The following is a 20303-nucleotide window of genomic DNA, read 5'->3' on the forward strand; positions in this document are numbered from 1 at the left end:
TAGGGGCTGCGCTGTTATCTGGCGAAATCCCAAACCGTCATGCGAACGGCGTTCGTGCCGGCTGAACGCCTGAAGTTTTCCCTAAACAATTGCATGATTTACATTCTGCGCGCGAGACGTCATTGATAATAAGTCAACGCTGTATCAACAGGAGTTCACACCATCACCGGCGTAGTGCGCCAACGCATCGGCGGCCGCGAGCATTCTCTCGCGAAATCAACGCCAGGAGTGCCGCACCAGCAAAGCTGGTTCGGGTGGTTCGAGCGACAGAACTAAAATCGGAGGAACTCTTTGGGATATCTCAATCCACCGCCACTTGAGACTTGCTACACGCGACTGCAAGACAAGGTCATTTTCATAACGGGCGCTTCGAGCGGCATTGGCGCAGCAGCGGCTGAGCTCTTCGCTCGGGAAGGCGCCAAAGTCGTAGCAGCGGCCCGACGTACCGAACGTGTTGAAGACGCTATGTCCAAATTGCGTGCCGAGGGGTTGCAGGCTGCCGCGGTCGCCTGTGACGTATGTAATGAAGTGTCCGTGGAGAACGCCGTACGCTTCGCATCAGAACATTTCGGTCGTCTGGATGGCGCTTTCAACTGTGCAGGAGTGAGCGGCGCGCGGCTGCCAATTCATATGGCACAAGTGGAGGAATTCGATCGGGTCATGCAAACCAACCTGCGTGGCGTATTCCTTTGCTTGAAACACGAGGCCGCAACTATGCTTCAATCGGGAGGTGGGTCGATCGTCAATGCCTCGTCCATTGCTGGCATGATCAGCGCCGCCGGCAACAGCATCTACGCTACCAGCAAGTGGGGCTTGACCGCGCTAACGCGTTGCGCCGCGCTTGACTATGCCCGTGATGGAATTCGCGTCAACGCCATCGCACCTGGCCCGACGCGGTCGGAAATGTTCGATGCTTGGAAGCCATCTGAAGAGGACCGCGAGCAACTCGCAGAGGCATTCCCGATGAATTATGTAGCGCACCCTCAGGACATGGCTCGCGCAGCGCTATTCCTGTTGTCGGATGAATCGCGCTGGACGACGGGCGCTATTTTACCTTGCGAAGGCGGTAGAAGCGCTGTCTAGAAAGCCTTGACTAGGACGTCTGCACCGCGTTCGCCGCCAACACCTCCATTCCGACTGGAATTTTGCGACCAATTCTCCGGGCCGTTTCAGTTAACACTGATCGGTGCTTGAGCAGTTCCACTGTCGAGAGCCGGCTGGCCGGTGCAACTATGCTAAGCGTGGCAACCAGCGAACCATCCCCATCGCGAATAGGAACCGCAATTCCCCGCACGCCTTTCTGGTAACTTTGGTCGGCAACTGACAGCTGCTCTTGCCGTACCTTGGCCAGCTTCTCCGAAAAATCGTTGATGTCTGGCGCGGGAAATGCCGGATATGCGCGGGCTGCCTCCTCGACCACGCTCGCCGAATCTTGCGCCGACATCTCCGCGAGACTGATGAGCCCTGTAGCCGTGACGTGGACCGGTGATCGCTCACCCAAAGTGAAACGAACAGTCAGCGGGTGTGACGCTTCGTTATAGTGTACGCAAACCATATCGCGGCCATCTCGTACATGTAGGCCAACGCTTTCACCAACCTCTTCGCGAAGGCTGCGCATCTCGCCTGCGGCGAGCTCAACAAAGCCAAGCGCCTGAAGACGCGAAGCCGCCAAATCCAAAATCGCCAACCCTAGGCGGTACCTCTTGGTCGCCAAATTCTGCTCAATAATGCCTTCTTCGCACAGCGATCGCAGGAGTCGATGTATTGTTGCCTTGTCGAGCACCAGCCGGCGGGCGAGTTCGCTGACCCCGAGTTCGGGATGCTGAACACTAAATTCTCGAAGCAATCGGATCGTAAGCTTTGCCGTTTTCATAGCGCCCTGACTTAAATGCTCCTCGTGACTAGTCCCCTCGCAACCTCTCGGTCAAGTAGCTGCAATGGTGCGATGGGACCAGGAGCGCGCGGTTGGAAAGAGCAGGCTTTGAAAAAGGCACGGTGCGGACGGAGCCGCACAAACCAATATGACCGCGATGCGAACCAACCTGTCGTTTCTATTCATGATCCAAATACCAAGTTGCCGTTTCGGCCGCTTTCTTTGACATTCTGGCTCCGGTCTCACGCGCCGCATCGCTGTCGGCTCGACTTTGCATCCACCCTATCATTGCAAAAGCGCGTAAGGCGGTGAACAATGGCAGTGCCTTGATGTCACGCGCTGTCAACGTCCTTTCGGAGGCATACCCCTCCAGCAATGCGCATTCGATGACGTCAAAGAGCGGATCCTCTCGATTCTGATAGAGGCTCACCGCAACGTCGTACATACGCCATCCGAAGCCGCAATCATCGAAATCGATGACTTGGGCCGAGTGGTCCTCGCTCATCAAAATATTTTCGCGCACAAGGTCTGCATGTATCAATCCGAAAGTCCTGGCGCTTTTCTCGAAACCCACTAAAGCACCCATCGCCTTTTCCCGAGATTTCGATACGAGGTCACGCAAGGCATGATCGAGCAGAGGCGAGTTGGTAAAAGGCCCCCACAATGGATTTTCGGAGAAGAAAGCTCCGAAGTCCCATGCGTGCCTTTCAAAATCACAGGGAAGAGGCCACGCCTCAGTCAGATTGTGCATCCGCGCGATCGTGCGTCCCAAGGCTGAGAAAGAACGCTTCGCTTCGTCACCTGACATGTTTAGCGGGACGCCACTCTGGCCAAGCGGCCGCCCCTCCACCCAGGACATGCAGTCAACTTGCCGCGACTGAGAGGAAGCCTCCGTCCGAGCATGCACGAACAACTCACCCGACAAAGCTGCAATCGGCCGGGGCGTCGGGATGCCACTGGCTTGCAGGTAGTTCATCCACTGCAACTCCGATCGCAACGCGGCGTCGGAATGGTAGCCAAACCGGTGGATACGCAATGCCGCAGGCAGGCCACTTGGCATGACGACACGAAAAACGACGTTCTCCCGGTATTTGAGCAATACTGGATCGCAGTCTTCGACCCCCCAGGCTATCAGCGCCTGACGAGCCAGATTCTTCATCGCGACGGCTTCATCGGCGTTGTTCTGATGCCCGGTCATCAGAGCGCCTCGCAGGCAAGGTCGGCAAGAACCTCATCAAGGATACCAACGAGGAATGTCGCATTCTCAATGCCAAAAGGCATTGGTGGTCTTATTTTTAGAACGTTGCCGTGAATGCCGGTCTTGCCTATCAGAACGCCACGTTCGCGCATTTCATCGACGACGGCGGTCGCCAAGTCAGGCGCTGGGTCGCGGATAGCGCGGTTACGGACCAGTTCCAGCCCGAAAAACAGCCCCGTACCTCGGATATCACCGACGCACTTATGACTCTCGGTCAAGGGGCGCATCAGTGCCAGCGACGCTTCACCTACTCGCTGTGCGTTGTCGATGAGGTTCTCGCCCTCTAGCACGTCCAGCACCGCGTTGGCTGCCGCACACGACACTGGATTGCCGCCGAAAGTGTTGAAGTAGCGGAAGGCCTCGCGAAACGATGCCAAAATCGCTTCTGATGTCGCGACGCCGGCAACGGGGTGGCCATTACCCATCGGCTTGCCCATGGTTACGATATCGGGCAGGAAGCCGACGCGCTGGTGGCCCCAGAAATGCGTGCCTGTGCGACCAAATCCAGGTTGCACCTCGTCGGCGATCACCAGTCCACCAGCCAAGCGCACGGCTTCGATGGCGCCATCGAAGAAGCCGTTGACCAAACTTGGAAATCCCTCATTGGCCAGCATCGGACACACGATCAAGGCCGACATGCCTATTCCAGCGGCCTGCAGCGACCCGATAGCTTCGCGGACGTCGGCAGCGAACCGCTCACCTTCCTGCCCATCCCCTGGCCTAAGGCTATCCGGTGCCGGTACGAGCCGAATATGTTGAGCTTGGCCGCCGATCGGCGGCATGCGCGTGCTTAGCTGTGAGACCGCGGCGGTGTTTCCATGATACGTCGCGTCCGTAGCGATAACGCCCAGGCGCCCGGTAACAGCTTGCGCCATTCGTAGCGCGATATCATTCGCCTCGCTGCCGGTACACACAAGAACCGCTGTCGAAATCGGCGGAGCGAACGTCGCTGTCAAACGTTCGACATAGTCGAGAATGGTCGTGTGCAGATAGCGAGTGTGGGTGTTGAGCAGCGACGCCTGTCGATGCATCGCCTCTACGACATGCGGATGACAATGGCCGACATGGGCCACATTGTTATAAGCGTCAAGATAGCGCCTGCCGTCCGAGTCGAAAAGCCAAACACCCTCCCCACGCACGAGGTGGATCGGATTGGCGTAAAAGAGCTGAGACTTGGCCCCCAAAAGTTTGGCGCGTCGCGCCACCAGATCGGATTGCTGGGCCATGTTCTTATCTGTCAACGGTTGTATGCAGTTTGGGCGCTGCCGAGCCGAAGCGCCCTTGCCAATTGGCAGCGACTTCTTGATTGTACAAATGGCGCGGAGGGTTACCGGCCAGCAAGTCGTGCAGATTGTCGATCAAGGACTCCGTAAGTGCGCGCATCAGTTCAACGGTGTGACCCGCATTATGCGGCGTGAGGATTGCGTTGGCACAATGACGCAGCCGGCTTTCGGCTGGCAGGGGTTCGATTGCGAAGACGTCAACTGCCGCCCCGCCGAGGCGACCTGCCTGTAGCGCGTCTGCCAGCGCATCTTCGTCGATCAACGCGCCTCGTGACGTGTTGACGATCACGGCGCCTGGTTTCATCAGAGCAAGTTCATCTCTCCCAATCAAGCTACGACTGGCACCGGTCAACGTCATGTGGAGCGATACGACATCGCTCTCACGAAGGAGATTTGTTAGAGGCACTGCGGTCGCGTCCAGGTCTGCATCCGTCACTGCGGGGTCGGCGACAAGGATTCTCACCTGCCACGGCGCCAAAAGCTCAGCCACCGCTCGACCGATGCGGCCAAATCCGACCAGCCCTACTGTCTTTCCTCGTAGCATACGGCCAAGCACCAACGGCTCGCGCCAACTTCCATTCATCAACACCGTTTGCTTTTCTGCAACACGGTGCATCAAGCTCGCAATGAGCATCACCGTTGCTTCCGCCATGCTGTAGACACTCTCAGCCGGTGCTCCATGGCCGACCGCTATGCCGGCGAGCGTTGCCGTCTTGACGTCGAGTGGATCGACGCCGATCGTCGGAAAAACAATGCTTCTTAACCTCCCTGCCTTCTTCATCAAGGCGACCGGGAAACGACCCCGCGGCGTCAGCACCAGAATGTCGATGCGGGTGGTGAGGTCTCCCCACTCTTCCGGTGGCAATCGTGGTGAAACCACTTCGTGGCCGGCGGATTTCACCATCGCTCGAGCATGATCGAGTGCATCGCGCAGAATCGCGCTCTCCGGCACTGCGACCACAAATCGCGACGGTTCTATCTTACTCGAACGTGGCATCTGGGGGTTCACATACGTGTCCGTTCGCCAGTCGGATCGTAGAATGGAGCCAATTGAGCCACGGCAGGAAATTTCGCACCTGCCACCTCGATCTCGAAGCTTCCCTGTTTCAGCCAATCAGCAGAAGCACCGCCGGGGGCGAATACGTAACCCATGCCGAGCGATCGGTCGATGCGAAAGCCCCAGCCACCAGAGGTGATGGTGCCCACCCGATCGCCGTTGCGCCAGATGATCTCGTTGCCGATCAGGATCGGTGCGTCGTCGCCTTCCAAGGCGAACTGAACGAGCCGAGATTCTGGGGGGCGCCCCCGCTGCGCCTCGACCCTTTCCCGGCCGATAAAGTCGCCCACCTTGTGCCAGCCCACCGCGAAGCCGAGACCGGCCTCAACCGGTGTTTCGTCGGCAGTGATGTCCAAGCCCATCAGGCGATATCCGCGCTCCAGGCGACACGCCGCTACCGCATAGAGTCCAGCATAGCGCAATCCGAAGCCGGCACCTGCTCCAACGATCAGGTCGTGGAGATAGCCACACATCTCGGTAGGCACCAGGATTTCATACCCGAGTTCACCTACAAAGGTCACGCGAGAAGCGCGAACTGTTACATGTCCCAGGTTGATTTCGTCGGAATACCCAAAATTGAGGGCATCGTTCGAAAGGTCAGAATCGCTCAGACTCTGTAGCAACTGCCGGCTCTTGGGGCCCATTATAGCCAAGAGACCAAAAGAACTTGTGACATCCTGAACGACAGTCGCCGCGCCTTTCGGCAATTTAGCATCCAACCACGCGAGATCGATCCTCTGATCGGCGAAACCAGAAATGACCAGGAAGCGATCCTCGGCCAATCTTGTGACCGTGAGATCCGCCTCGAACCCACCCTTCTCGTTCAACCAAGCTGTGTAAACCACTTTTCCGACCGGTGCGTCGATTTCGTTTGCGCAGAGCCTGTTGAGATCGCGGAGTGCATCCGGACCGGAGATGACGAATTTGGCATAGGCCGATTGGTCAATCAGCGCGACATTGTCGCGGACAGCCAGGCTTTCTTCGCGCGCAAACGGATACCAATCCTGCCGCCCCAATCTGTATCGGAACTCGCTGGAATCCTTGGGTGCGTACCAAAGCGGAATTTCCCAGCCGACGCGCTCACCAAAGTGCGCACCAGCCGCTTTCAGTTCATGGTGCAGTGGCATCCGACGCACATCGCGAGCGCTCTTCATTTGCTTGCCGGGCCAAGGCATGTTTGACCAGATGCCAATCGACTCGGTCACTCGTTCGGCCATAAAGTGGCGATTGGCTTGGAATGGCATTGTGCGGGTAAGGGCGAACGCATGCATATCGACCGGGCTGTTGCCTGAGGCAACCCATTCCGCCACGACTTTGCCCATGCCGCCTGATGACATAATGCCGCTGGAATTGAAGCCAGCTGATACAAATAATCCGCTGACCTCGGGGGCCGGCCCTATGAGATAGCGGCCGTCTGCGGTAAAACTCTCCGGCCCGACGAAAAGGGTCTGCACACCAGCGCTTTCTAGACGCGGCACGCGCTTTGTTGCCATGGCAAGTTCGTTTTCGTAGTGCTCGTAGTTCCCCGGCAGACTATCGAACTCGAATTCCTCCGGAATGCCGTGCGTGGCCCATGCCTTGCCACGCTCCTCGAAAATTCCGACAAGCAACTTGCCTGCGTCCTCCTTGTAGTAAGATCGTTCTTCCGAAATCACCAGAATGGGCGTTTTTGAGTCGAGCTGGGCGATCGGTTCCGTAACCATATAGAAGTGTTCGGCCGCGTGAAGCGGCACAGCCACGCCGACCTTGCGCGCCAGTTCCCTAGTCCACATGCCGCAGGCCAGAACAACCGTGTTCGCCTCGATCTGCCCGTCTTCAGTCTCGACGCCGACGATCCTATCGCCGCGTTTGAGGAGTCTAGTGACATTTGTATCCTCGAAGATGCTGACGCCACCTTGGCGAGCGCCCTTGGCCAGGGCCATGGTATAGTCCACAGGATTGACCTGACCATTTTCGGGAATATGAAGCGCCCCTAGGATGCCATCAATGTTCAGAAGCGGCCACGCCTCTTGAAGTTCTTCTGGCGTCACCATGGGGGCCAGAACGCCAATATATTGGGCATAGGAAGAGGAGCGCCTCAGGAGTTCCAGCCGATTTTCGTCGAGGGCGATCATAAAGCCGCCATTCTGCTTGAATCCTGTGGACTGCCCGGTTTCTTCTTCGAGGCGGCGCAGAAGATCTATCGAATATTTCGCTAAATCAGCCATTGATCGCGACGGCCTCAGTCGACCGACAATGCCGGCCGCGTGCCACGTCGTTCCGGATGTCAGTTTCTTGCGCTCCAGCAAGACGACGTCACGTTTTCCGAACTTCGGCAGATGGTAGGCAATCGAGGTTCCGACGATTCCACCCCCGACAATTACGACATCGGCGCGTGCGGGAATTTGCTTGGACACTGACTTTCTCCCCTCAAAAAGCGGCTTCCAAGCCGATCTGGATAAGCTCGAACAAGATGGAAAAGTGATCGCCTTCAGGCATCAGCCCTCCGCGTTTGTCTTGCCGCCTATCGGTCCATACGCGACGCTTGTTCGATACGATCGTGAATCGTTGATTATATCGCAACGCCGTTTCATTACTATTTCCGGCGCAAACGCGAGTGTCAATGCCCGTCCAGCAGTGAAGGAGTCGATTGAAGGCTGGACCGTCGTGCAAAGCCGTTGACCCAGAGCGCCTCTGCACGGCCTCGGTTATCAGGCTCGTCAGCCTGCGGCCGGCGGTGACGTCCGATAGAACTCGGCGCAAGCGAAGTCAGACCAGCAATGCGATGTCGGTTCGGTGTTTACGCGAAGAATTGCAAAGCGCAGGATTGCCGACGCCGAAACCGGCGAAGCAGGCCAAATCGGACGCACCGGTCCGGAGAAGTTTTTGGTGAGGCTCAGTTCTGGCCCTGTGACAGCGCGCCCGCGACCGACGCGGCACCGGCCTTCATGGGAAGGCTATCGGGCTGCTTTTTATGTCGTGAGCTGGCGTTCAAGTGGTCGCCCTAGGGCGTAGTGACGATTTAACTATCTGAGCCAGATAGCGATAGCCGCGAGTTTGACGAAGCCCATGAAGTTGACGAGCAGCTTGTCGTATCGGGTTGCGACGCGGCGGAATTGTTTGAGCTTGCTGAAGAAGCGCTCGATGATGTTGCGCTCCTTGTAGAGATCGGCGTCGTAAGGACGCTGATCTTTTCGGTTTCGCTTCGGTGGAATGACGACTGCTGCCTGCATCTCAACAATCTTGTCGATGAGATGGTTGGCGTCATAGCCTTTGTCGGCGATTGTGCATTCTGCTTGGAAGCCGTCGATGAGCTCATGCGCATAGGCGATGTCGTTGCGCTGCCCCGGGCTTGCGATCAGGCGAACCGGAAGCCCGAGTGCATCGCCTGCGGCGTGGATTTTGGTGCTCAGGCCGCCGCGAGACCGGCCCAGGCCCTGGGCATCCGCCCCCCTTTTGACCGGCGCGCACCAGCGGCGTGCTGATGCGCACGCACGATGGTCGAATCGATCATCAGCCATTCCAGATCGGCTTCGCGAGCAAGAACCATAAGCATCTCGTCGAGAACGCCCATTTCGATCCAGCGATAGTAGCGCCGCTTCACCGATCGATAGTCGCCGAGCCGCTCGGGTAGATCACGCCAGCGCCCACCCGAGCGGGCCATCCACAACAGCGCATCCAGAAATCGCCGATTGTTCGTGCGCGGACCGCGCTTACCTTTCGTGCCGCCTGGCACAAATCCCTTGATCCGTTCCCACTGATCGCCCCGAAGCGCATCGCAGTCCATCGCTGACCTCCAAAAGTCAGCCTTGAATCTGATTTGCACCTCCGTGGGAATCCCAACCCGTTAATTCGTCACCACGGCCTAGGTGCACGGGGCGCACTTTCGCAATCATGTCTTTACCGCTTCCGGATGGGCCGCGCGAAAGGCTGGCAGTTCCGCACAAGTGGAATCGATGGCCCGAATGCGGGGCATGTCCTTGAGATCGACACCCCATCGCTCAGCATTGTAGACCTGCGGCACAAGGCAGAAATCTGCCATAGTCGGGCTGTCTCCATGACAGAATCTGCCAGTTGACGGATGCGTGAGCAGGGTTTCAAACGCGCGAAGCCCCTCCCCGATAAACTTACGCATCCAAGCAGTGCGGACTGCGTCGCCGCCTCCAGTGAGTTCCACGACATGGGCGCAGACGCCCATGTTACACACAGGATGAATATCCATGGCGATCGCGTGGGAGAGAGCCCTAACGCGCTGGCGGCCGGGCGAATCTTTCGGCAGCAATGTGGCCTCGCGGGTTTCGCAGAGATATTCGATGATCGACAGCGACTGGGTCAGCACCACGCCGTCGATGTCGAGCACGGGTACGAGACCTTGCGGATTGCGTGCCAGATGGTCCCGCGATTTATGGGTCTTGTCCAGGAGGTTTACGGGGACTGCTCGATAAGCGAGGCCGATGTTGTTGAGCGCGATGCGCACACGGTAGCTCGCAGACGAGCGCCAGTAATCATAGAGAACGATCTCGCTCACGTCGGTTTGCCGCAGTGTAACGCGGTTTTGAGCGCTTCACTCAGCACCATTCGGTTACCGATATGGTTGGCGAGCAGCAGGATAAGACGGGCGTTCAAAGCATCGCTTTCAGCCTTGCTCAACCCCTCATGAGCGTCGAGCAGTTCCGCATAGAAATCATCGGGTCGAGCTATGTTGGGCATGGTTGTCAGTGCCGTCATCGCAATCTCCCGATGGCTTTCAGCAACGCCCTCCGCACCGCTGTCTCGTCGAATGCGTGCCAGCGGGCAGCGACGTGCTGATCTGGACGAAGCAGGTAAACGGCGCTCGTGGCGGTCCCGAGCCAACGTGCGCGAAAAGCCTCGGTGTCGTCGCCGGTCGCGGCCACGACGACGCGTTCGATCGGAATGCCGTCGATGTCCAGCATCTCAGGCGCCCCGGCATTGATGGTAAGAAGCTGGAAGCCGCCACCAAGGTGGTCGAGTAGCCAGCCTCCGCCCACAGGCGCATCCACAGCCGGCGAACCTGGCCGGGTTTGCATCGGCAAACCGTCACAATCGGGCCCGTTCAGCGGAGAGCCCTCATAGGTCGATGGAACCGAAAGGCGGCCTGAGTTGACCATGGGGCGCGTGGCTGGAAGGTGCTCTGAAAGATCGAGCACGGCGTCGCGGAAGAGGCGGCTGGTCTCGGACTTCGGCGTGATGAAGTCTGTCGAGCGCGACGAATTGAGGATGTTTTCATCAGCTGCCTGCACCCGCTCGGCGTCATAGCTGTCCAGCAGGCTCGCAGGCGCTTTGCCGTCGATCACCAGCTTGAGCTTCCAGGCAAGATTGTCAGTGTCTTGCAGGCCCGAATTGGCGCCGCGGGCGCCGAAGGGCGAGACCTGATGCGCGCTATCGCCGGCAAAGATCACCGGACCATGGCGGAATTTTTCCATGCGCCGGCATTGGAACGTGTAGATCGAGACCCAGTCGAGTTCGAACTGCGCGTGCTCGCCGAGAAACGCCTTTAAGCGCGGGACCACCTTTGCCGGCGTCGATTCCGCTTGCTTGTCGATGTTCCAGCCAAGCTGCAGGTCGACCCGCCAGACATTGTCAGGCTGCTTGTGCAAAAGCGCGGACTGGCCGCGGTTGAAGGGCGGATCAAACCAGAAGCGGCGCTCAACCGGAAAAGCAGGACTGTCTTCCATAACGATGTCGGCGATGAGGAAGTTGTCCTCGAAGATCCTGCCGATGAAATCGAGGCCGAGTGCCTTACGCACGGGGGAACCTGCGCCATCGCAGGCGATCAACCAGTCGGCGATCAGATCATACGGGCCATCCGGCGTATCGACGGAGACACGGACACCGTTTCCGGTATCATTGACGCCTGTCACGCGATTCTTGCCGCGCAGTTCGATCGGTCGCCCTTCCGCCTCCAGCGTGCAGGCACGGTCAACCAGATACTGCTCGAGGTAGTATTGTTGGAGATTGATGAAAGCCGGCTGTTTGTGACCACCTTCGGGTAACAGGTTGAATTCGAAGACCTGTCGTTCATCGAAATACACCTTGCCGACGCTCCACTGCACGCCCTTCTCCACCATCGGAGCCGCGCAGCCGAGCCTATCCAGGATTTCCAGCGAGCGCTTGGCAAAGCAGATGGCACGCGAACCGAAGCTCACCTTGTCATTCTCGTCGAGTACAACGACGGCAATGCCCTGACTGGCCAGGTCGATCGCCAAAGCAAGGCCCACAGGCCCCGCCCCGACGATGGCGACAGGGCGGCGCACGGGTCTCTCGGCGTCCTGGTCAGACGATCGCCGGTAGGGATAGAGCGGTGTTTCGAAGATCTTGGTGATGTGTGCCTCCCAATCGAACCTTTCGACAGCATTTATCGCTGCAGGGCGTCCCACATCTGGCGGTCGCGTTCGGCGGTCCAGATCCGTGGAGTGTCGATGCCGAGCGCTTCGTCGTAGGCGCGTGCGACGTTGAATGGCAGGCAGTGTTCGTAGATCGCGTAGGCGGCAAATTTCGGGTCGCACTCGGCTCGGCAGGCGTCCCACGCTTCCTTCAGCGTGCCGCCGCCCTGGGCAACGCGGGCGATCGGTCGATAGGTCGAGCGCACGAAGTCGACAGTGTTGTCGAGAGCCTTTTTCACCAGCTCCTTGCTGGTCAGCGCGTCGCCGCGCCCCGGCGCGATCGCGTCGACGTCAAATGCACGGATCGCCTCGATCGTTGCCGGCCAGTCGCTGAAGTGACCATCGCCGCAGTAGCAAGCAGAGTGATATTCGATGATGTCACCGGTGAACATGACGTTCTGGTCGGGGACATAGGCTACGATGTCACCCGCGGTGTGAGCGCGACCAAGATGCATCAGGTCGACCCGGCGCTTGCCCATATAGACCGTCATGCGTTCCTTGAAGGTCATGGTTGGCCAGGTCAGGCCCGGAATGCTTTCGTGTCCCTGGAATAGGCGCGGGAAGCGCTGGAACTCCGAATCCCAATCTTCCTTGCCGCGCTCGGCGACCATGCCGCGCGCCTTTTCCGACATGAATATCTGCTCCGCATTGTAGGCGGAGGCACCGAGAACCCGGACAGCATGATAGTGCGAGAGCACGACATATTTGATCGGCTTGTCGGTGACGCGGCGGATATTCTCGACAACCTTGCCGGCGAGCCGTGGGGTGGCCTGCGCATCGACGATCATCACGGCGTCGTCGCCGATAATCACGCCGGTGTTCGGATCGCCCTCGGCCGTAAACGCCCAGAGGTCCTTACCGACTTCGGTGAAGGAAATCTTCTTTTCCGCAAGGTCGCCCTGCGAAGCAAATGCTTTTGCCATAGTCAAAATTCCTTGTTTTTGCTCGTAGAGAGCTGGTGGAGGAAGGCGGTAACCTCGCCTCAGGTTTGAACTCGTTTCTGAACGCTCTGCTTGATCGCACCGAAGATCGACTGTCCTGCCATGTCCTTCATCTCGATACGCACCGTGTCGCCAAACTTCATGAAGGGGGTTTTCGGGGCGCCACTCTGAATAGTCTCGATAGTGCGGATCTCTGCGATGCAGGAATACCCCATGCCGCCCTCGGACACAGGCTTGCCGGGGCCGCCGTCCAGCTTGTTGGACACGGTCCCCGAGCCGATGATCGTTCCTGCGGCGAGCGGCCGGGTCTTGGCGGCATGGGCGATCAGTTGAGGAAAGTCGAAGGTCATGTCGATGCCCGCGTTGGCTTTGCCGAACGGTTCGCCATTCAAGGCAACAAGCAAGGGGAGGTGTAGTTTCCCATCCCTCCAGGCGCTCCCGAGTTCATCGAGCGTCACGGCTACTGGCGAGAAAGCGGACGAGGGTTTTGAGTGGAAAAAGCCGAAGCCCTTGGCCAACTCCGCGGGAATGAGACCACGCAAAGAGACGTCATTGACCAGCATTACAAGGCGGATGGCTTCACCGGCCTGATCGACGGACACGCCCATTGGGACGTCATCCACAATCACGGCCACCTCACCTTCCATGTCGATCCCGTAAGCTTCGTCGGCCATGACGATGGGATCGCGAGGGCCAAGAAAGCTGTCAGAGCCACCCTGATACATCAGAGGATCGCTCCAGAAGCTCTCCGGCATCTCGGCGTTGCGGGCCTTTCGCACCAACTCGACGTGATTGACGTAAGCCGAGCCGTCAGCCCATTGGTAAGCACGCGGAAGTGGCGAGCAGACGTCACCTTCATAAAACGGCGTAGAGGGTTGCGAACCTGCCTCGAGGCCTTCGGCGATCTCTCGAAGTCGGGGAGCAGCATTTCGCCAGTCATCGAGGGCTGCCTGAACAGTGCGCGCGATATGACCGACCTCGCAACAGCGGCTTAGATCCCTTGAGACGACGACAAGCCTTCCGTCCCTGGTTGTGTCTTTGATCGTTGCGAGTTTCATTCCGCCAAACCGTCCTTCTTCACCACGTGGCATCAGGATTCATGAATTGATGCGTAGTTGAGGCATCATTTGATGCCTGGGGTTCCGTCAAATTTCCGGTCCAGATGATCCCAGCATTCAAGGTAGTCATCCTGCAGAGTCTCGAGCTCGGCGGCGTAGCGAGTCAGTTGCTGCGGATACCGGGTCTCGAACATGAAGGCCAAGGTGTGGTCTAGCTTCACCGGCTTCAGTTCCACGCTGGATGCCTTCTCGAAGCCCATGGCATCCGGGCCATGCGGCAGCATCATATTGTGCAGACTCATGCCGCCCGGTACGAAGCCTTCTTCCTTGGCGTCGTATTGGCCCTCGATGAGGCCCATGAATTCGCTCATGATATTGCGATGGTACCAAGGTGGGCGGAACGTGTGCTCGGCCACCAACCAGCGAGGCGGGAAGATGACGAAATCGACATTCGCCGTTCCCGATTCCTCGGTTGGCGCCGTGAGCACCGTGAAGATCGATGGATCGGGATGGTCGAACAGGATCGCGCCGACCGGCGAGAAGGTGCGCAGGTCGTATTTGAACGGCGCGTAATTACCATGCCAGGCAACAACGTCGAGCGGCGAATGCCCGATTTCGCTGACATAGAATTTGCCGCACCATTTCACATGCACGCGGCATGGCGTTTCCTTGTCCTCATAGGCAGCGACCGGCGTCTTGAAGTCGCGCGGGTTTGCGAGGCAGTTTGCGCCGATAGGGCCGCGATCCGGCAGGGTGAACTTGGCACCGTAGTTTTCGCAGACATAGCCGCGCCAATCGGAGCCCTCGCCGAGCCGTGAGACCTTGAACATCATGCCTCGCGGGATCAGGCAGATCTCGGAAGGCTCAACATCAATGATGCCCATTTCGGTGATAACGCGAATAGCGCCGACTTGCGGCACAACCAACAGTTCGGCGTCGGCATTGAAAAAATAATCGTCGACCATGTCGTCATTGAAAACATAGACATGCGCCGCCATGCCGACCTGGGTCATGACGTCGCCGGCCGTCGTCATGGTGCGAATGCCGGCAAGAAAGTTGAGTTTTTCCGTTGGGGCCGGGAGCGGGTCCCAGCGCAATTGGCCGAGCGGCAGAGAATGATCATCGAGGCACGGCGCCGATTTCCAGAACGGGTAGCTGGCGTTGGAAAACCGGCGCGTGTGCCGCACACTGGGGCGGATGCGGTAGAGCCAGGATCGCTCATTCGTGCCACGGGGTGCGGTAAAGGGCGAGCCTGACAACTGCTCGGCATACAGTCCGAAGTTGCACTTTTGCGGACTATTCTGGCCCTGCGGCAGCGCGCCCGGAAGAGACTCCGTCTCGAAGTCGTTACCGAAGCCCGGCATGTATTTTGGAGTGTTTGCGCGGTGTATCGGTGCCTGGGCCATTTTCGAAACCTCCGTTCCGCGAAAATTCTAATCTGGTAGCGTTGCCAACCGTCACGTTTGGAACCAATCAGGGCTCGGTCGCACCTGGGCTGGCAGCCGGCGCGATTGAGGTCGAAAGGGCCAGCCGATTAGGCGAGCCCTCTCGTCTTGTCTTGAAGTTGTTACACTCTGTCGGCGTTTAACCGAGCGACGGCTCCAGGCCGCATCATTGCCCTCACCGCCCCAATGACGGCAGCCACCAGGATCGTGGACGGCAGCGCGACAGCCAACGGGCCCGGAGTGCCCGTGAGGATGTCGAAACCGCTAATGCCGAAGTATGCCACGGCAGCAAAGCCTACAGCAGCAAGAGCAGGCATGATCTTCGTCTTGATCGGCTGGTTCGGTTCCAGTTCCGGGTTCTTGTTGAAGAATGCTATGACTGCGAGGCAGACCGCGAGCATCAGAAGGATGATGCATATGACGGCCACGTTCGCGATCCATGCGAACAGGGTAAGTAGCGGATCGAGGCCTGCGATGGCGAAGACCGAGATCACCGCGAGTGCGATAACCGTCTGCACGATCGTGGCGCGATGAGGACTCTGATAGGTGTCATGAGTGCGGCCGAGCCAGGCCGGCACAAGACCTTCTTTGCCGAGGAAGTAGAAATACCGGGCGACATGATTGTGGAAGGCCAGCAGGCAAGCGAAAACACTGGTCACGAACAACACGCGCATCAACACAGCCAGCCAGTTGCCGACATATTGATTTGCGATGTTGAACACGAACTGGATCGGGTCGCCGATGTTCTGCAGCTGGGTGACAATCGTTGACGTGCCCGCAGCCTCGACGATCCAGATGGTCGAGATGGAATAGAAAACGCCGATCAGGAGGACTGCCGCGTATGTGGCGAGCGGAATGGTCCGCTTCGGATCTTTCGCCTCATCACTGTAGAGGGTTGTGGCTTCAATGCCGATGTAGCAGCCGAAGGCAAACACGAATGTGACACCCAGTGCGGACGTGCTTGGCATACCCGACAGCGAAAGCGGGGCGAGATTGAACCCACCAGGAACGCCTTTGTAGACGATCATCAGGTCAAGGATCAAAACCACCGCGAATTCGGCGATGACGAGAATACCGAGCACCTTCGCGGAAAGGTCTATGCGTCGATAGGCAAGGATCCCGATCAGAGCCGACGCGCAAAGACTGAATGCCCACCACGGCACCGTGACACCGGTGAATGTCTTGACCAGATCGGTGCAGACAGGGCCGAACATCCCCGACATGCCGATCTGCATGCAATTGTAGCCGAGAAGCGCCACAATGGCGGCCGCTCCGCCGGCGGTCTTTCCTAGTCCTCTTGTAATCAGGGTGTAGAACGAAGCCGCATTGTGCACGTGGCGGGCCATCGTCACGTAGCCCACCGAGAAAATCAGTACCAGTATCATCATCAGCATGAAGGCCGGGACGATCGCCGTGCCGTTGCCGAAGAGAATGGCGACGGGCAAGACGCCCGCCATATTGGTGAGCGGGGCTACGGCAGACACCACCATCAACGTGATGGCCGCTGCTCCCAGTGTCCCTGCCCGCAGCCCACGATCAGCTGAGGTTTGTTCCTTTGACATCCAAATTCCCCTTCTAGAGTTCATCGGCGTCATTGGTTCATTATTATCACCGATGGTTCTTTATCATGTGATTTTTTTTGGAAATGTCAACCGGCCTGCAGCAACGCTATTTTGCGATGGCATACTTGACATCGATTAAGCCTCGGACCGATAATCTATCTGATGGATACAATAATGAACCGACGGTCAAACAAACCACAACAGGCTGGATGATGGACGACACGCAGGCTCTGCTCGCCAGGCGCGAGAAATTGCTCGGAAAGAACACCTCGATCTTCTACGAGAATCCTGTGCATCTCGTCCGCGGAAAGGGTGTCTGGCTGTGGGACGCGGACGGCAAGCGTTATCTAGACTGCTACAACAACGTGCCCCATGTCGGCCATTGCCACCCGTATGTAGTGGATGCGATCTGCCGACAGGCTTCAACGCTGAACACACACACCCGGTATCTCCACGAAGGCATCCTGAACTACGTAGAACGACTTTTGGGTTACTTCGACGATTCGCTGGATGCCGCCATCCTGACCTGTACCGGTAGCGAGGCGAACGACATCGCTCTTCGGATGGCACAAGCCGTCACAGGAAAGACGGGGGTGATCGCAACAGACTTCACCTACCACGGAAACACGACGGCCGTTTCCCAGCTGTCGACACGTATGCCACCTGTCGGAGGCTATGGCGGCCATGTCCGTCATGTATCGGCACCCGACAGCTACCGGCCACTGGGTGGGGTTGCGGGCGAACCGTTTGCAGCTGCTTTCACCGCTGAGGTAGAGAAGGCGATCCGTTCGCTTGACGAGAGCGGACACGGGTTCTCGGCTTTGATCGTCGACCCGTTCTTCGCGAACGAGGGCTTCCCCGATTTGCCCAAGGGATTCTTGACGGGAGCGGCCGAAGCGGTGCGAAAGGCTGGGGGTCTTCTAATTGCCGACGAAGTCCAACCTGGGTTTGGCAGGACTGGCGACAACATGTGGGGACATCAGCACGCCGGCATCGTTCCCGATGTCGTCACGCTGGGCAAGCCGATGGGAAACGGACATCCCATTGCTGGCGTCGTGGCGGGATCGGAGACCCTGAACGCATTCCGCAAGGCGTTTCGATATTTCAACACCTTTGGCGGCAATCCGGTTTCCTGTGCTGCGGGCATGGCCGTACTCGACGTGCTGGAAGACGAGAAACTGGTCGAAAACGCAAAAAACGTCGGCAAATATGCCAAGGACGGCCTCGTGCGGTTGGCGCAAAAGCATTCCGTCATCGGCGACGTGCGTGGCAACGGACTGTTTTTCGGGGCGGAACTTGTGCTCGACAGGGCGGAGAAGACGCCCGCGCCTGAACTCGCAACGCGGCTCATCAACGAAATGCGCAAGCGCGGGGTTTTGATGGGCAAGCTCGGCATCCACCAGTGCGCGACGAAAATCCGCCCGCCGATGCCCTTCACTACGGAAAATGCCGACCTGTTGATCGGCACCCTCGATGACGTGCTGACAGCGCTCTAGGGAGATTTGTCGTGGGAGACATTTCCGAGGCGCTATCTGCACGTCTTTCACTCAGAGCCAAGGAAGCACTCGCTCACTGGGGACTCTCGCCCCAGCAGCCGGAGCTTCTGAAGTACCGTGAGAATGCAGTCTTCAGGATTGCACTTTCGGACGGGCGCCCCGCGGTCCTGAGGCTCCACCGTCCTGGATACCACAGCGCCGCGGCCCTTGGTTCGGAGCTGCAGTGGATGAAGGTGCTGAGGCAAGGCGGAATCGAGGTCCCGACGCCCCTCCCCACTCTCAACGGCGGCGACTATATAGCGCTGCCGTCGAGCGTGGACTTTCCCGAACAGAACGCCGACATCGTGTCTTGGCTCTCCGGAGCGCCGCTGGGCCAGTCGGGCGTGATGCTTGAGCACGAACCGCAAGATCTCGTTCGCCTGTTCAGCGCCCTCGGCAACAAGATGGCCGATCTCCACAACATCAGCGACGCCTGGGTATGCGGCGGTGCTTTCGACCGTCCATCCTGGGACAAGGACGGTTTGCTCGGGGAGACCCCTCTATGGGGACGTTTCTGGGATTTCGACGCTCTGTCGGTGGCAGACCAAAACAAACTCGGTAGGCTTCGCGGTATCTTGTCGTCCAAACTCGAGGGCGTCCAGAACCTTGATTTCGGCCTGATCCATGCAGACCTCGTCAGGGAGAACGTCCTGGTGACGCCAAGCTCCGTCCAGTTCATAGATTTCGATGACTCCGGTTACGGGTGGCGTGTCTTCGATATCGCAACGACGCTATTGCGCAACCGCAAGGAGCCCCACTACCCGGCAATCAAGAAGGCGGTTCTCGATGGCTATAGGCAAAGCAGGGAACTGTCTGAACGTTCCGAATCGCTGCTGCCGCTCTTCCTGCTTCTGCGTAGTCTTACTTACATTGGATGGATCGGAGAACGCCCGGAATTGGCCGACAATGGCGCACGCTTGTCACGCTACCTCGACGATTCATACGGTCTTGCGGACGACTATCTTGGCACAGGCTGGTGATCTTGAACGCGGTTCCTTCTGCAATTTGGTGGCTTAGGAAAGGGTAATCGGAGATGCCTTCGGCAGTCGACGAAAGCAGGCCTGTAGCCCTGATAACAGGCGGAGGCACCGGGATCGGTGCAGCCATCGCATTGAAATTGGCGTCCACGCATTTCGTCGCAATCTGCGGGCGAAGAGAGGCAATCCTGCAAACCGTCGCCAACCAGACGGGCGGACTGGCGATTGCGGCTGATATAAGCGTGCCCGCTGACGCGGCAGCCGTAGTTGAAAAGGTCGTTGCCCATTTCGGTCGCCTGGATTCGCTGGTCCTGAACGCAGGCACTGTCATCGCCGCATCCGTCTCGGAGATGTCCATTGTCGACTGGCAAACCCAAATCGACGTCAATCTGACCGCGCCGTTTGTAATGGCGAAAGCTGCAATTCCGCATCTGCTGCGGACAAAAGGAGCGATCGTCACCATCTCGTCCGTTGCGGGCGCAACGGCCGGTGCCGGGCTGGCCGCCTACAGTGCGTCGAAAGCCGGTGTGACGCTCCTAACCCAGACGATAGCCCTTGAATACGCTCGCCATGGTCTTCGCGCCAACGTGATTGCCCCGGGCTGGGTGCGAACGGAGATGGCCGATATGGAAATGAGCATGCTGACCGAAGGCGGGGACCCAGAGCCGGGATATCGCCGTGTCACGCGGCTCGTGCCGCAACGGCGGGCAGCTGACGCGAGCGAAATAGCAAATGTCGCCGCGTTTCTCCTTTCGCCGGAAGCCTCGTATGTCAACGGCGCCCTGATCAACGTCGACGGAGGCAGCAGCGTGGTCAATCGAGGACTCGTGGAATTCGACCAAGGCTGAGGCAATGATTGGTCGCTGCTAGAGCGGTTCGCGTTTTATCTGAATCGGGATTCCCAAGAATGAGCAAATCAGATTCGATGTTC

The 20303-nt window shown here is 58.4% G+C and carries 18 protein-coding genes; 5 read left to right on the forward strand and 13 right to left on the reverse strand.

Annotated elements, in window-relative coordinates:
• The first annotated feature begins 291 nt into the window (after positions 1 to 291).
• Complete coding sequence (locus EN861_RS28700; protein ID WP_126070426.1) at positions 292 to 1083, forward strand: SDR family oxidoreductase; 792 nt, start codon at positions 292 to 294, stop codon at positions 1081 to 1083.
• A 10-nt stretch (positions 1084 to 1093) separates the two neighbouring features.
• Here EN861_RS28700 and EN861_RS28705 read toward each other — a convergent pair whose 3' ends face one another.
• From EN861_RS28705 to EN861_RS28725, 5 genes are all read right to left on the reverse strand, one after another.
• On the reverse strand, positions 1094 to 1873 hold the full coding sequence (locus tag EN861_RS28705) for an IclR family transcriptional regulator (protein WP_126070427.1): 780 nt from the start codon (positions 1871 to 1873) through the stop codon (positions 1094 to 1096).
• A 178-nt stretch (positions 1874 to 2051) separates the two neighbouring features.
• A complete protein-coding gene (locus tag EN861_RS28710; protein ID WP_135867218.1) occupies positions 2052 to 3071 on the reverse strand; it encodes a phosphotransferase in 1020 nt (339 codons plus the stop codon).
• Complete coding sequence (locus EN861_RS28715; protein WP_135867220.1) at positions 3071 to 4357, reverse strand: aminotransferase class III-fold pyridoxal phosphate-dependent enzyme; 1287 nt, start codon at positions 4355 to 4357, stop codon at positions 3071 to 3073. The genes EN861_RS28710 and EN861_RS28715 overlap by 1 nt, the downstream gene beginning before the upstream one ends.
• Positions 4358 to 4361: 4 nt before the next feature.
• Entirely contained in the window at positions 4362 to 5423 is a 1062-nt protein-coding gene (locus tag EN861_RS28720) for an NAD(P)-dependent oxidoreductase (protein WP_126070430.1), read from the reverse strand.
• The gene (locus EN861_RS28725) at positions 5420 to 7867 is read right to left on the reverse strand and encodes an FAD-dependent oxidoreductase (RefSeq protein ID WP_126070431.1); all 2448 of its coding nucleotides are present in this window, start codon (positions 7865 to 7867) and stop codon (positions 5420 to 5422) included. The genes EN861_RS28720 and EN861_RS28725 overlap by 4 nt, the downstream gene beginning before the upstream one ends.
• Here EN861_RS28725 and EN861_RS28730 point away from each other — a divergent pair.
• A complete protein-coding gene (locus EN861_RS28730; RefSeq protein WP_126070432.1) occupies positions 7860 to 8132 on the forward strand; it encodes a hypothetical protein in 273 nt (90 codons plus the stop codon). The two genes, EN861_RS28725 and EN861_RS28730, sit on opposite strands and share 8 nt — an antisense overlap.
• A 344-nt stretch (positions 8133 to 8476) precedes the next feature.
• Here EN861_RS28730 and EN861_RS28735 read toward each other — a convergent pair.
• From EN861_RS28735 to EN861_RS28770, 8 genes are all read right to left on the reverse strand, one after another.
• Positions 8477 to 9237, reverse strand: a protein-coding gene (locus EN861_RS28735) for an IS5 family transposase (protein WP_135867222.1) whose coding sequence is annotated in 2 segments (ribosomal slippage) — positions 8477 to 8898 and positions 8898 to 9237 — 762 coding nt in all. Because the reading frame shifts where the segments join, the coding sequence is not laid out codon by codon here.
• A 105-nt stretch (positions 9238 to 9342) separates the two neighbouring features.
• Positions 9343 to 9978 carry a maleylacetoacetate isomerase gene (gene maiA / locus EN861_RS28740; RefSeq protein WP_135867224.1) on the reverse strand — a complete coding sequence of 212 codons (636 nt, stop codon included), beginning with the start codon at positions 9976 to 9978 and terminating at the stop codon, positions 9343 to 9345.
• Complete coding sequence (locus EN861_RS28745; RefSeq protein ID WP_126070434.1) at positions 9975 to 10178, reverse strand: DUF2783 domain-containing protein; 204 nt, start codon at positions 10176 to 10178, stop codon at positions 9975 to 9977. The genes maiA and EN861_RS28745 overlap by 4 nt, the downstream gene beginning before the upstream one ends.
• Positions 10175 to 11794 (reverse strand): FAD-dependent oxidoreductase, encoded by a 1620-nt coding sequence (locus EN861_RS28750; RefSeq protein WP_135867261.1) that lies wholly within the window; start codon positions 11792 to 11794, stop codon positions 10175 to 10177. The genes EN861_RS28745 and EN861_RS28750 overlap by 4 nt, the downstream gene beginning before the upstream one ends.
• Positions 11795 to 11826: 32 nt before the next feature.
• A complete protein-coding gene (locus EN861_RS28755) occupies positions 11827 to 12777 on the reverse strand; it encodes an MBL fold metallo-hydrolase (protein ID WP_126070435.1) in 951 nt (316 codons plus the stop codon).
• A 59-nt stretch (positions 12778 to 12836) separates the two neighbouring features.
• Positions 12837 to 13853, reverse strand: a complete 1017-nt coding sequence (locus EN861_RS28760) for a fumarylacetoacetate hydrolase family protein (RefSeq protein ID WP_126070436.1) — start codon at positions 13851 to 13853, stop codon at positions 12837 to 12839.
• A 65-nt stretch (positions 13854 to 13918) separates the two neighbouring features.
• Positions 13919 to 15259, reverse strand: a complete 1341-nt coding sequence (hmgA, locus tag EN861_RS28765; protein WP_135867226.1) for a homogentisate 1,2-dioxygenase — start codon at positions 15257 to 15259, stop codon at positions 13919 to 13921.
• Positions 15260 to 15420: 161 nt separating this feature from the next.
• Positions 15421 to 16860 (reverse strand): APC family permease, encoded by a 1440-nt coding sequence (locus EN861_RS28770; RefSeq protein WP_126070438.1) that lies wholly within the window; start codon positions 16858 to 16860, stop codon positions 15421 to 15423.
• A 212-nt stretch (positions 16861 to 17072) separates the two neighbouring features.
• On the opposite strand from EN861_RS28770, the gene EN861_RS28775 reads away from it, so the two are divergent.
• Genes EN861_RS28775 through EN861_RS28785 form a run of 3 tightly spaced genes read left to right on the forward strand, consistent with a single transcriptional unit; the run spans position 17073 to position 20220 of the window.
• A complete protein-coding gene (locus EN861_RS28775) occupies positions 17073 to 18356 on the forward strand; it encodes an aspartate aminotransferase family protein (protein ID WP_135867262.1) in 1284 nt (427 codons plus the stop codon).
• 11 nt (positions 18357 to 18367) lie between these two features.
• Positions 18368 to 19375, forward strand: coding sequence for a phosphotransferase (locus tag EN861_RS28780; protein ID WP_126070439.1), 1008 nt, complete (start codon positions 18368 to 18370; stop codon positions 19373 to 19375).
• 53 nt (positions 19376 to 19428) lie between these two features.
• Positions 19429 to 20220: an SDR family oxidoreductase gene (locus EN861_RS28785; RefSeq protein WP_126070440.1), complete on the forward strand. Its 792-nt coding sequence runs from the start codon at positions 19429 to 19431 to the stop codon at positions 20218 to 20220.
• The last annotated feature ends 83 nt before the right edge of the window (positions 20221 to 20303 follow it).

The sequence above is a fragment of the Mesorhizobium sp. M8A.F.Ca.ET.218.01.1.1 genome (genome assembly GCF_004791165.1).
Classification (GTDB): Bacteria; Pseudomonadota; Alphaproteobacteria; order Rhizobiales; family Rhizobiaceae; genus Mesorhizobium.